The sequence below is a fragment of the Mesorhizobium sp. B3-1-7 genome (genome assembly GCF_006439385.1).
Taxonomy (GTDB): domain Bacteria; phylum Pseudomonadota; class Alphaproteobacteria; order Rhizobiales; family Rhizobiaceae; genus Mesorhizobium.
In genome coordinates this window covers 72009-84947 of sequence record NZ_VFTL01000007.1, presented here as the reverse complement: position 1 = coordinate 84947, position 12939 = coordinate 72009, and the positions used below count along the sequence as shown (strand labels likewise).

Below are 12939 nucleotides of genomic sequence, written 5' to 3'. Positions count from 1 at the left end.
GCTGGCGCATGTCTCCCGTGAACCCATCGCCGTCCATAGCGGCAGAGAAAGGAAGTCTTGATGACCCCTCGTAACGGCCTCGATTCGCTTCTTCGTCCCGAAGATTCGGTCCTCGTTCTGATCGACCACCAGCCTTATCAACTCGCAAACCTGAACAGCCACGATCCGCACATGGTGGTCAACAACACGACCGCGCTGGCGAAGCTGGCAAAAGCCTTCAATGTTCCGACCATTCTCACCAGCGTGATCGCGGCGCGCGGCGGCCGTCTCTTCAAACAGATCACCGACGTATTTCCGGGCCAGGAAGTCATCGATCGCACTTGGGTGAACACCTGGCAGGACGAGAATGTGGTGAACGTCGTCAAGGCGACCGGCCGCAAGCAGCTGATCATCGCCGGCCTGTGGACCGAGGTCTGCGTCGCAATGCCTGTGATCCAGGCCGCCGGCGAAGGCTGGGACGTGACCGTGATCACCGACGCGTCGGGCGGGATTTCGAAGGAGTCTCACGAAGTTGCCATCCAGCGAATGATCGCGGCCGGCGCGAACGTGATGACCGTGATGGCGCTCGCTGGCGAATGGCAACGCGATTGGGCGCGCACCGAGCATGTCGAGGAGCTGACCGAGATTCTCATCCAGCACTTCGGCGGCAGCGGCATCGCGTATCTTTGGGAGCAGCAGCTTCTCAACACGCCAGTAGCTGGCTGATCCCGGCCGGGATGGCGAGCATTTCGGTGAGGGTCGGAATCGATCCGTTTGCCGGCCCTCGCCATTCTCACTTCACGGGAAAGCCTTTTGATGTCAGCGATAAATCCATGTGCGCGGATGCTGGCCCCGGCTGACCCGGCAGCGGTGAAGCCTTCCGCCGAAACGGCTCGATCTGGCCCGCCGCGCCTCTTTCTGGTCGTTGAGCAGGTGGCTGGCCGATCCCGAAAGCGTCATCTGGCGCGACTAGGCGCGGCCGCCCATGGCGCCAAAGGCAGAGGCTGGAGAGGTTCGGTGCGCGGTGAGCTACGCGATCCAGCAACGCTAAGAGCGGTTCTTACCGCAAGACAAGGCAACCATCGCAGCGCAGGTGATCCGGAACTTTGCGGAATGGCACAACGCGTTCTGGAGCACTTGCACAATCAGGTGGAGGCAACCGGCAACCTGCTCGGTCACAGGCGATCATCACACGGAGGTAAATGATCGCCTGCCGTGTCGCTCGGAGCGGCGGTCCGACGGCTTAGACTTACATCTCTTGTTCCCAGAAGCCGCGGGTGTTCACGTTAGCGGCGTCGGCAAGAGCTTCCAACTCCGCGATGTCGTCGCTGGTGAGCGTGATGCTGCTGGCTCGGGCCAGACCGTCGACATGATGGGGCTTGGTGACGCCGACGATCGGCGTCGTGCCCTTGGCCATCGCCCACGCTGTCGCGACATCGGGCGCTGCTGCACCCTGGCTCAGGCCGATCGAGGCGAGCTTGTCCGTCAGAGCCTTCAGTTGAGCCAGCATGCCGTTGTAGATCTCCGCCCGGCTGCTGCCTTCCGGCAGCGGATTCTCCGGGCTGTACCGGCCGGTCAAGGCGCCCTGTTCGAGCACCATATAGGCGAAGAACGGAATGCCTTGGTTGCGGCAGTAGTCCAGGATGCCAGCTTGCTCAGAGCTGCGGTAGAGGAGGCTATAGTGGTTCTGGACGGCTTCGACCCGGAACCCGGCTTCGCCCAGGATCTGGTCGGCGAGCTTGATCTCGCTCAGGTTGTGATTCGAGACGCCGACATGTTTGACCTTCCCGCTCTTCAGCAACGGAATGAGGTGCGGAGTCCACCGCGGCACATCGGCTGGATTGTGAATCCAGTAGAGGTCGATGTAGTCGGTGCCGAGGTTGGCCAGGCTCTGCTCCAGCATGTCCGCCACCGGATCGTCGCTGGTTCCCGCGATCCGCGGGTTGAACTTCGTGGAGAGCTGGTAGCCGCTGCGGGCGTAGCGCTTCAGGACCTCCCCGAGTACGGTTTCGGAACGGCCCATGCCGTACACCAGGGCGGTGTCCCACAGGGTGAACCCGGCCGCGTGCGCCTTGTCGGCAGCCTCTTCCAGGCCAGCTTGAGTCAGGTGGCTGCCGAAGTAGCCGTTGCCAGTCTCGCCGCTGTCGCCCCAGGCCCACGTGCCCAGTGCGACCGTGGGGGTCTTCAGATTATCGGTTCTCATGTTTGCTCCATACTTGTTCCGTGGCCAGGTTTGCTGTGACCCAGGCGCCGCTGACACTTTGATGCGGGGCGACGTCGAACCGTTAGCCTGATGCGCCGGGATCACTGCCCAATCCTCCAGAAGCTGCGGGTTCGCATTGCCGCCCTTCCGCGCGCGTGCGATGGTCCGTTTCATGGAAACGCTGACCGAAATCGCGGCCGTGATTGCCCGGCACGTCGCGAAGGATGGCTTCCACGCCACCCCCATCGAACGTGTGACGCTTGTTCGATCCTCCACGATGACGATGCCGATGCCGAATGTTTACCGGCCGCAACTGTGCCTCGTCGCGCAGGGGCGCAAGGAGGTCACCCTGGGCGACCGCGTGTTCAGATACGCACCGGGGCGCTATGGGGTCGTGACCTACGACCTGCCGGTTATAGGCCATGTGGTCGAGGCGACGCCCGACAAGCCCTATCTTTGCCTGTATCTCGATTTCGATCCGGTCATGCTGGGGGACTTGGCGTTGCGCGTGCCGCCGCCGCCGGGAGCGCCATCCGAGCCCATAGGCAAGACGGTGTCCGACGCCGGCGCCGGTCTGCTCGACGCGGCGCTGCGCCTGCTACGCCTGCTCGACGATCCGGCAGCGCTGCCCGCGCTCGGGCCGCTTGCCGAGCAGGAAATTCTCTATCGCCTGCTCGCCGGCCCGGACGGCGCCAGGATGCGGCACATCACCTCCGGCCAAGGTCGGGTGGCCCAGGTCGGCCGCGCCATCGCCTGGATCGGGAAGAACTTCCGGGGACGGTTCAGCATCGAGCGGCTTGCCGCGGAAGTAGGCATGAGTCCGTCGAGCCTGCACGAGCATTTTCGCGCCGTGACGGCGATGACGCCGCTGCAATTCCAGAAGCAGCTCAGGCTGCAGGACGCGCGCAGCCTGATGCTGGTCCAGGACATCGACGCCACGACTGCCGCCTTCCGCGTAGGTTACGAAAGCGCGTCGCAGTTCAGTCGCGAATATCGCCGCCACTTTGGAGAACCGCCGGCGCGCGACATAGCCCGCTTGCGCGCCTCGCCGGGCTTGGCAGTGGTAGCTTGAGTTCAGCCTGCCCGGCACCGGTTTCAAATTGGCGTTCATGCGCGCCAAAAACCAATTGCAAAATAAAATCGGTCGACCTAACCTGAACCGATTGCATAACGCAATCAGATTGCGTGAATGCCATTTGAGGAACAGGCAATGGCCAAGCTCGTGTTCGGAATGAACCAGTCGCTGGACGGCTACGTCGATCATACGGCGTTCGGGCCAAGCCCCACGCTCTTCCGCCACTTCATCGCGGAGGCCGAGCGGCAGTCGGGCAGCGTCTACGGTCGCCGCATGTACGAGATCATGCGTTACTGGGACGACGAGCATCCCGAGTGGGATGCCGAGCGGCTTGCCTACGCGGCGGCGTGGCGGCGCCAGCCGAAATGGGTCGTCTCGCGCTCGTTGAAGTCTGTAGGTCCCAACGCCACGCTCGTCGAAGATGATCTTGAGGGCGCAATGCGGAAGCTGAAGGCCGAGCGCGACGGCGAGATCGAAGTCGCCGGCCCGGACTTGGCGCGAAGCCTCGCCGAACTGGGCTTGATCGACGAATATCGGATCTACCTGCACCCGGTCGTGCTTGGTCACGGCAAGCCCTATTTCGCCGGACCCCGCCCACCGCTCCGCCTGATGGCGCATGATCGGATCGGCGAAGATGTGATCAGGTTGACCTACGCTCCGGCCTGATCTCGCGACGTCCGGCGCGCCACCGCCTGTCGAAAATTCGTAAGGTCTCAGCTCGCGCGCGGCGCCGTTCGGGCCTGCACGAGCAGCCAGCGTTCAAACCCCCACAAAAGCATCGGACAGGCCATAAGTGCCGCCGAGCCGAGGCCGAGGGCTGCGCCTGCGTGGCCAGTCCAAAGCGCCAGCCTGCCGCCGAGCCAAGGCGCGATCAGCATCGTGGCGTAGTAGACCGTGTAGAAGAGTCCCATTCCCAGCGCTCGCATCGCCGGCGCCAGCACCCGCGCCGGCAGGCTCATGATTGATCCGGCTGGGAGCCCGCAGACGAGGCCGAGCGCAACCAATGTGGGCGGCACCGGCGAGCCCCGCCACAACAGCACAATCAGCGCAGCGAAAGCCAGGCAGCTTGCGGCAAGCAGCGCATTGCGGCTTCCCGCGCGGTCCGCGAGGTAGCCTCCAAGGGGAACGGATAGGGCCGCGAGCCACAGCACGATGCTGACGGCCGAGCCGGCGGCGGCCGTCGACCAGCCGCGCTCGACCAGCATCGACGGCGCGAAACTGAAGATCATGGCGAAGCCGACATTGTAGAAGGCCCATGTCAAGCCTGCCAGCAGCACGGCCCAGACGGCCGGCAGCCCAAGTCGCGCGTCTTGCGCCGAAACCGGAGCGGCGGGCTGGCCTGGCGGCCGGTAGAAAAGCCCCACCAGCGCCAGGGCTGCGCCGATAAGCGCCATGACCGCGATCTGCGCGCCCGCAATTCCGAATTCAGCCTGGATCAGCGGCAGCGCGACGAGCGTGAGGGCAATGCCCAGCGGCCATGAGTTGATGAAGATCGCCATCGCCGTGGCGATCTGCCGGCCCGCGAACCAGTCGACCATCATCTTGGTCATGAGCACGTTCAACAGCACGCCGCCTATGCCCGCGATCAGCCGGCCTGCGATTTGCACCCTCCATGAAGTCGAGATGCAAAGCAGTGCCTCGCCCGCCAGCATCATGACCAATCCGGCAAGCACGGTCGCCTTGTCGCCAAAGCGACGTCCGATCGCACCGCCCGGCAGCGCCAGCGCGATGCCCGGCGCGAAATAGAGGCCTATGAGCACGCCTATATCGGCGAGATTGGCGTTCAGTGTCTTCCCCAGCTCCGGCGCGATGGCCGCGATACTCTGGAACTGCACCGCCATTGCGGCGCGAGCGGCAAAGAGGACTGCAAGGATCGTCCAGCGGCCACGCATGACGATCAGATCCGGCGCGGAGGGCATGCCTGCCGGCGCATCGGTTGGCTCGTGCAAAAAGACCTGCTTTCGCCCGGCCGGCGCCGCCCGGCGGTCCGGCACTGCGTGCAGGCCAACGCCAACCCTGGCCATACGGCCGAACTGCCCCCTCCCATCTTTTGCCCCACCAAATCTGCGGGCGGCCGCTACGGCCGGCCTGCTGCCTGCGCAATCGAGCTTCTCGAATTTTGCGGCCCGGACCTCTCTTCGAAATCCTAGCACGGCTCGGCTCGCAGTGAAAATGCGATTGCCGGGCTCGTCGTCTCCGTCAGCTGCGGGCGCCCGCCTTGCCGTTGGCGCCGTCGAGCAGCGCGATCAATCCCTTGAGGATCTCGATCGGCGGTGGCGGGCAGCCTGGAATGCGCAGGTCGACCGGCACCACGTCCGCCACGCCGCCGACGACCGCGTAGCTGCCGGCGAAGCAGCCGCCGTCCCTGGCGCAGTCGCCGAGCGCGACCACCCATTTCGGGTTGGGGGTCGCGTCAAAAGTCCGCCTCAGCGCCTCGCGCATGTTTTTCGTGACCGGCCCGGTGACCAGAAGCACGTCGGCGTGGCGCGGCGAGGCGACGAAGCGGAAGCCGAAGCGCTCGATGTCGTAGAAGGCGTTGTTGAGCGCGTGCATTTCGAGCTCGCAGCCATTGCAGGAGCCGGCGTCCACGACGCGGATCGACAGGCTCCGGCCGAGCCGCTTGCGGACTGTGCCGTCGAGGGCGCGCGCCAGCTCGTCGACGGCCGCGTCGCTCGCTTGCGGCGGGCGCTCGGTCAAGGGCGGGCGGATCAGGCTTTCGAAGAGCAGTTTTCGCATGGCGGTGTGCCTTGGCCGGGCCTAGAGGTCGTGGCCCGAATAGGAGCAGTTGAACGATTTGTTGCAGAGCGGGAAGTCGGCGACGATGTTGCCTTCGACCGCCGCTTCCAGCAGCGGCCACTGGAACCATGAAGGGTCGCGCAGGTGGCAGCGCTCGATCGTGCCGTTCTCGCCGATGCGCAGCCAGGCCAGTATGTCGCCGCGGAAACCCTCGACCAGCGCCATGCCCTCACGCGGTCCATCCGCAATATCGCCCGCTGCGGCGATCTCGACGCCGATCGGGCCGGCGGGCAGCCGCCCGAGGATCTGTTCGATCAGCGACAGGCTCTGCTCGACCTCGCGCACGCGGATCCAGACGCGCGCGTTGACGTCGCCCTCCCGCAGCACCGGCACGTCGAAGGCGAGCTCGTCGTAGGGCGCGTAGGCAAGATCGCGCCGCGCGTCGAAATCGCGGCCCGACGCCCGCCCGACATAACCGCCGGCGGCATGTTGCCGGGCAAGCTCGACTTTCAGCCGGCCGGCCGCCACCGTGCGGTCCTGCAGCGATGCCGTGTTGTCGTAGAGTTCGACCAGATGCGGGAAGCGCTTCCTGATCTCCGCGACCAGCGACCGGATGGCGCTCGTCCCCGCCTCGTCCAGATCGCTCGCCGTGCCGCCGGGTACGATACGGTCGCGCATCAGGCGATGGCCGAAGGCAGCGTCGGCGGCGCGCAGCGCGCGCTCGCGCAGCACGCCGCAATGCGCGTGCATGATCGCGAAGGCGGCGTCGTTGCAGATGGCGCCGATGTCGCCGAGATGATTGGCAAGGCGCTCCAGTTCGGCCATCAGCGCCCGCAGCCAGATTGCACGCGCGGGAACCTCGAGCCCGAGCGCGGCTTCGACAGCGCGGCCAAAGGCCAGCGAATAAGCGACCGTGCTGTCGCCCGACGTCCTGCCCGCGAGTTTTGCGGCCCGGTCGATCGGCGCGCCTGCCATCAGGCCCTCGATGCCCTTGTGCACATAGCCCAGCCGCTCTTCCAGCCGCACCACCGTTTCGCCGCCGGCCGTGAAGCGGAAATGCCCCGGCTCGATGATGCCGGCATGCACCGGCCCGACCGCGATCTGGTGCAGGCTTTCACCCTCGGCCGCGAGGAACCGGTAGGAGGCGGCGGTCGCCGGTCCGCCGGGCCGCACGGCCAGCGGATGCGAGACGCCCCATTGGCCATGGTCGAGCCAGCGGCGGGTGTCGGCCAGGCCCTGCGGCGCCAGCCCGAACAGGTCCGCGGCGGCGCGTTCCAGCCGCAAGGCCGGCGCATGGTGCTGGCCGACCGACGGGTAGCGGCCGCCGCGGCAATCCAGGCTGACGACGCCGATGGTCTGCGCTTCGTCGAGAAGCGCCATATGCACCTTGTCCGGCTCCCCCCACAGGCCGAGCAGGCTCCAGCGACCATTGGCGAGCTCCTCGACCGCGAGGTTCCAGGCCTTCGCGGTCACCACGGCGCGCGGCCAGGGAACGTGATGCTCGATACGACGACCGGCTTCGATGACATCGGCGAGCACGGGCGTTTTTTTCCTCACCATGCGCCTCACCCCAGAATCCCGGCGACGTGCTGGAACCACGCCACCAGCGGCGCCGGCAGATAGATGCCGGCGGCAAACACCAAGGCGAGGTGCGAGTACATCGGCACGTAGGACGCCTCGACCGGCGCCATGCCGCCGCGCGGCTCGCCGAAGGCAAGCCCCGTCAGCCGCAACAGCAGCGCGCCGAAGGCGATCAGCAGCCCGAACACCAGCGGGATCGCCAGCCACGGATGCCTGGCAAAAGTCGAGCTGACGACCAGGAACTCGCTCATGAAGATGCCGAGCGGCGGCAGGCCGGCGATCGCAACGACGCCGATGACGAGCGCCCAGCCGAGGCCGGGATGGCTTTCGGTCAGGCCCCTGATCTCGGAGATCTTCTGCGTCCCCTTGACCTGCGCGATATGGCCGACGGCGAAGAAGATCGCCGATTTGGTCAGGCTGTGCATGACCATGTGCAGCAGGCCGGCGAAGTTGGCGAGCGGGCCGCCCATGCCGAAGGAGAAGACGATGATGCCCATGTGCTCGATCGAGGAATAGGCGAACAGGCGTTTGATGTCGCGGCGGCGGTAGAGCATGAAGGCCGCGAAGATCAGCGAGGTCAGCCCCATCGTGACCATCAGCGGTCCGGGGCCGATCGCCTGCGGGCTCGCCGCGAGCAAAAGCTTGAAGCGCAGCACGGCATAGAGCGCGACGTTGAGCAGCAGGCCCGACAGCACCGCCGAGATTGGCGTCGGGCCCTCGGCATGCGCGTCGGGCAGCCAGGCGTGCAGCGGCGCGAGACCGACCTTGGTGCCGTAGCCGAGCAGCAGGAAGATGAAGGCGACGCTGAGCAGCGCGGGGTCGAAATGCGCCGCCTTTTCGATCAGCACCGACCAGACCATGGCGTTGGTGCCTTCGCCGACGACCGGCTGCGCGGCCATATAGACGAGGATGGTGCCGAACAGCGCCAGCGCGATGCCGACGCTGCCGAGGATGAAGTATTTCCAGGCCGCCTCCAGCGCCTCATGCGTGCGATAGATGCCGACCATCAGCACGGTAGTCAGCGTGGCGAGCTCCACCGCGACCCACATCAGGCCGATATTGTTCGACACGAACGCGAGGTTCATGCCGAACATCATGATCTGGTACATCGCGTGGTAGAACCTGAGGTTCGGCGCGGTCAGCCGGCCGGTCTCCAGCTCATGCGCGGTATAGGAGGCGCTGAACACGCTGGTGGTGAAGCCGACGAATGTGTTGAGCACGATGAAGACGATGTTGAGATCGTCGACGATAAGATATTGCCCCGGCGCCGGCCGCTCGGTGACGAACAGCGACAGCGCGGCGAGCAAGGTGAGCAGGCTCGCTATCACGTTCACGATCGCCGTCATGCGGTAGTTCGGCAATGCCGCCAGGATGGCCGCGGCGGCGGCCGGAATGAAAAGGATCGCGGCCACGGCGTCGAAGGAGAACCCGCTCACCGGCGTTCTCCCCGGTAGTCGTCGAGCGCGCCGACATCGACCGAATCGAACCGTTCCCGGATGCGGAACAGGAAGACGCCGATGACGATGAAGGCGATCAGGATCGAGAAGGCGACGCTGATCTCGACCACCAGCGGCATGCCCTTGGCGCCGGTGGCGGCCAGCACCAGGCCGTTCTCCAGCGACATGAAGCCGACGACCTGGCTGACGGCGTTGCGCCTTGTCACCATCACCAGCAGCCCCAGCAGGATGATCGACAGCGCGAAGGCGAGGTCCTCGCGCGCGAGCGGGTCGGCCTCGGGCGTCACCCGCAGCATCAGCACCATGGAAAGCGTCACCAGCCCGATGCCGGCGAGCATGGTCGGGCCGATGCCGACGGCGGTCTCGATGTCGCGGTGGATGCCGAGCCGCTGGATGATGCGATGCAGCCCGACGGGAATGACGATCGCCTTGAAGACCAAAGCGATGCCGGCGGTGATGTAGAGATGGTGCGCGTCCTGGATATAGGCCTGCCAGGCCACCGAGAGCGCCAGCACGACCGCATGCAGCGCAAAGACGTTGATCAGCGCGAACAGCCGGTCCTGGTAGAGCATCATGAAAGAGATCAGCACCAGGCTGCCGGCGAGCAGATGGGCGATGTCGAAGGTGAGACCGTTCATCACAGGCTCCGCGAAACGAACAGCAGGAGCGTGCCGAGCAGCGCCAGCATCAGCGCTGCACCCAGGAAGTCCGGCACCCGGAAGACGCGCATCTTGGCGACCGCCGTCTCGAACACGGCGAGCAGGATGGCAAGCGCCGCGAGCTTGGCGAGATAGGCGGCGGCGCCGATGGCCAGCGATTGCGGCCCCGTCCCGGCGCTCGCCAGCCCCCAGGGCAGGAAGACGCAGGAGATCAGCGACATGTAGAGCAGCAGCTTGAGAAAGCTGGCGAGCTCGATCATCGCCAGATGGCGGCCGGAATATTCCAGGATCATCGCCTCATGCACCATGGTGAGCTCCAGATGCGTGGCGGGATTGTCGACCGGGATGCGCGCGTTCTCGGCGATCGCCACCATCACCAGCGCGATCAGCGACATGCCGAGCGACACCCGCAGCCCGACCTGCGGCGAACCCATGAAGGCGGCGACAGTCGAAAGCTGCGTGGCGCCGGCCACCAGTGCCAGGCTGAAGACGATGAGCAGCATCGCGGGTTCGGCCAGCGACGCGATCATCACCTCGCGGCTGGCGCCGATGCCGCCGAAGCTGGTGCCGACGTCCATCCCCGCCAACGCCAGGAAGAAGCGCGCGCTGCCGAGCAGCGCCACGATGGCGATGAGATCGGCCGCCCAGCTGAACTGGAGGCCGGAGGCGAAGGTCGGAACGAGCGCCGCCGCGACCCATGTAGCGGCGAAGATCAGGTAGGGCGTCACGCGAAACAGCCAGGACGCGTTGTCCGCCAGCACGACCTCCTTGCGCATCAGCCTGACGAGATCGCGATAGGGCTGGATCACCGAGGGTCCCTGCCGCCGCACCAGCCTCGCCTTCACCTTGCGCACGAAGCCGATCAGAAGCGGCGCCAGCAACAGCACCGAAAACATCTGCGCGCCCTGCACGGCAAGCTCCAGGATCACGGCCATAGCGCAAGCACCAGGAGCAGGATGACGAGGTAGAGGAAGACCAGCGTCAGGTAGCGGCGGATGGTCAGGAACTGCAGGTGGTTCAGGCGCTCGGTGGCGAAATCGATCGCGCCGGCGATCGGCTGGTAGAAGATATCCCAGGCCAAATCATGCATATCCACCTTGAGGTGCGCCGGTTCGAGGGAACCCGGCGCCGGCATCTCCACCGTCTCGCGGGCGCGGAACGCGAAGCCGCCAAAGACGCGGCGGATGGGCTGCGCGAAGCTGACGGCGCTGTATTGGGCGGCCGGCACGGCGTCTGTGAAGCCGCACCCCCATGCAATGCTCCGGCGCAGCGCATGCGAGGCGAAGCGGTGGATGAAGAAGGCCGCGAGCGACGCCGAAATGGCGATGAAGGCGAAGACCAGCAGCCCGTTATAAGAGCTGCGGCTCTCGGCGATAGGCACGATCGACAGCCAAGGCTGCGCAGTCTGCAAAGGCATGCGGTCGCCGATCAGTGACAGCGTCACCGGCGACAGGCCGTCGATGACGAAGCCGGGCAGGATGCCGGCGAACAGGCAGAAGGTCGCAAGCACGGCCATCGCCGCCAGCGACCAGCGGTCGACCTCATGCGCGCGTTCCACCGCCGCCGATCGCGCCCGGCCAAGGAAGGTGATGCCGAAGGCCTTGACGAAGCAGGCCGCGGCCAGCGCCGCCGCCAGCGCCAGCATGCCGCCGACCGCGGGCACGATGACCTTCAGCCCCCATTGCGGCAGTTCGGGGCTGCGCAATATGGCCTGGAAGACCAGCCATTCGGAGGCGAAGCCGTTGAAGGGTGGCAGCGCCGAGATCGAGACGCAGCCGACGAGGAAGACGAAGCTGGTGACCGGCAGGCGGTGGATGAGGCCGCCGAGCTTTTCCATGTCGCGTTCGCCGGTCGACGTCAGCACCGCGCCGGCGCCGAAGAACAGCAGGCTCTTGAAGAAGGAATGGTTGAGCACGTGGAAGAGCGCCGCGATGAGGGCCAGCGCCGCGGCCGAGGGCATGGCGTTCGCCTTGAAGGCGAGCGCAAGGCCGAGGCTGGAAAAGATGACGCCGATATTCTCGATGGTCGAATAGGCGAGCAGCCGCTTCAGGTCCTTTTCCATCAGCGCGTGAAGGATGCCCAGCACCGCCGTCACGCCGCCGATGAGGAGCACGGCGACGCCCGACCACCATGCCGGCGCGCCAAGCAGGTCGAACACCACGCGGATGAAGCCGTAGATGGCGACCTTGGTCATGACGCCGCTCATCAGCGCCGAGACGTGGCTGGGTGCCGCCGGATGGGCAAGCGGCAGCCAGGCATGCAGCGGCACCAGGCCGGCCTTGGAGCCGGCGCCGAGCAGCATGAGAACGAGCACCGCGCCTGCCGCGAATGGGCCCGGATGCGCCGTCCGCATCGCGTCGAACGCATAGGTTCCCGCCGGTCCCGCCAGCAGGCCGAAGGCAAGCAGCAGCGCCATCGTGCCGAAGCTCGCCATCACCAGGTATATGGTGCCGGCGCGTCGGTTGGCCTCGTCGCGGTGATGCGCCATGACCAGCGCCCAGGAGGCGAGCGACATGAATTCCCAGGACAAGAGGAAGCTGAAGGCGTCGTTGGCCAGCACCACGAGGTTCATGCCGGCGAGGAACGCCGGATAGAACGGCAGCACGCGATGTGGCGCGGATTCGTGCCGGCCGTAGCCAAGGGCATAAAGGCTGGTGACGGCGCCGCCCAGATTGACGACGATGAGGAAGAACGCCGACAGGCCGTCGAGGCGGAACCGGGCACCGGTCCAGGGCAGGCCGAGCGGCAAGGTGGCGGACGCCTCGCCGTAATTGCCGGCGAGATGGCTGGCAACGATCACGATCAGTGCGGCTGAAATGGCAAACGCGGCGCCGTAGACCAGACGCGTCGCAAAGGTGTGCCGGCTGACGGCCGCGGCAAGGATGGCTGTTCCCAGAAGCGCGGCAGGACCGCACAGCACAAGAGCCACGGTCGAGATCACGGCAGGCTCCCGCTAGGCTCGACATCGCCGGCATCGGATGCCCTGGCCGGATCGAGCCCGCTCTTCAGCCGCACGCCGCGACCGCCGCCCTGGCTGACCGCGCCTTCGCCGATCAGTTCGATGCCGGCCACCTCGAGCGCGGCGATCAGCTTCATCAGCGAATCGACATTGCCCCGGATGATCGAGCCGCTGGCTTCCATGCGCTGGATCGTCGGCACCGACAGGCCGGACAATTCGGCAAGCCGGCGTTGATCGATGCCGAGCAACGATCTTGCGGCGCGCAATTGCGGTGCGGTTATCACCGACGA

At 66.0% G+C, this 12939-nt stretch carries 12 protein-coding genes; 3 read left to right on the top strand and 9 right to left on the bottom strand.

The window, feature by feature from the left end:
* The first annotated feature begins 60 nt into the window (after nt 1-60).
* Complete coding sequence (locus FJ417_RS07955) at nt 61-705, top strand: hydrolase (protein WP_140783076.1); 645 nt, start codon at nt 61-63, stop codon at nt 703-705.
* Nucleotides 706-1228: 523 nt separating this feature from the next.
* On the opposite strand, the gene FJ417_RS07950 is transcribed toward FJ417_RS07955, so the two are convergent.
* Nucleotides 1229-2182: an aldo/keto reductase gene (locus tag FJ417_RS07950; protein WP_140783075.1), complete on the bottom strand. Its 954-nt coding sequence runs from the start codon at nt 2180-2182 to the stop codon at nt 1229-1231.
* 172 nt (nt 2183-2354) lie between these two features.
* Between FJ417_RS07950 and FJ417_RS07945 the strand changes: the two genes are divergently transcribed.
* Complete coding sequence (locus FJ417_RS07945; protein WP_140783074.1) at nt 2355-3254, top strand: AraC family transcriptional regulator; 900 nt, start codon at nt 2355-2357, stop codon at nt 3252-3254.
* A gap of 138 nt (nt 3255-3392) precedes the next feature.
* The gene (locus FJ417_RS07940; protein ID WP_140641834.1) at nt 3393-3923 is read left to right on the top strand and encodes a dihydrofolate reductase family protein; all 531 of its coding nucleotides are present in this window, start codon (nt 3393-3395) and stop codon (nt 3921-3923) included.
* Between the two features lie 47 nt (nt 3924-3970).
* Here the strand turns inward: FJ417_RS07940 and FJ417_RS07935 are convergent, their stop codons facing one another.
* From FJ417_RS07935 to FJ417_RS07900, 8 genes are all read right to left on the bottom strand, one after another.
* Nucleotides 3971-5206, bottom strand: a complete 1236-nt coding sequence (locus tag FJ417_RS07935) for an MFS transporter (RefSeq protein ID WP_246687414.1) — start codon at nt 5204-5206, stop codon at nt 3971-3973.
* 250 nt (nt 5207-5456) lie between these two features.
* Entirely contained in the window at nt 5457-5993 is a 537-nt protein-coding gene (gene nuoB, locus FJ417_RS07930) for an NADH-quinone oxidoreductase subunit NuoB (protein WP_140783073.1), read from the bottom strand.
* A gap of 21 nt (nt 5994-6014) precedes the next feature.
* Nucleotides 6015-7553: an NADH-quinone oxidoreductase subunit C gene (locus tag FJ417_RS07925; protein WP_140783072.1), complete on the bottom strand. Its 1539-nt coding sequence runs from the start codon at nt 7551-7553 to the stop codon at nt 6015-6017.
* Nucleotides 7554-7558: 5 nt separating this feature from the next.
* Nucleotides 7559-9010: a hydrogenase 4 subunit F gene (locus FJ417_RS07920; protein WP_140783071.1), complete on the bottom strand. Its 1452-nt coding sequence runs from the start codon at nt 9008-9010 to the stop codon at nt 7559-7561.
* On the bottom strand, nt 9007-9669 hold the full coding sequence (locus FJ417_RS07915; RefSeq protein WP_112098328.1) for a hydrogenase-4 component E: 663 nt from the start codon (nt 9667-9669) through the stop codon (nt 9007-9009). The genes FJ417_RS07920 and FJ417_RS07915 overlap by 4 nt, the downstream gene beginning before the upstream one ends.
* Entirely contained in the window at nt 9669-10625 is a 957-nt protein-coding gene (locus FJ417_RS07910) for an NADH-quinone oxidoreductase subunit H (RefSeq protein ID WP_140783070.1), read from the bottom strand. Before FJ417_RS07910 ends, FJ417_RS07915 begins: the two co-directional genes overlap by 1 nt.
* On the bottom strand, nt 10616-12628 hold the full coding sequence (gene hyfB, locus FJ417_RS07905; RefSeq protein ID WP_181183185.1) for a hydrogenase 4 subunit B: 2013 nt from the start codon (nt 12626-12628) through the stop codon (nt 10616-10618). The genes FJ417_RS07910 and hyfB overlap by 10 nt, the downstream gene beginning before the upstream one ends.
* On the bottom strand, nt 12628-12933 hold the full coding sequence (locus FJ417_RS07900) for a helix-turn-helix transcriptional regulator (RefSeq protein WP_140783068.1): 306 nt from the start codon (nt 12931-12933) through the stop codon (nt 12628-12630). Before FJ417_RS07900 ends, hyfB begins: the two co-directional genes overlap by 1 nt.
* Nucleotides 12934-12939: the final 6 nt, after the last annotated feature.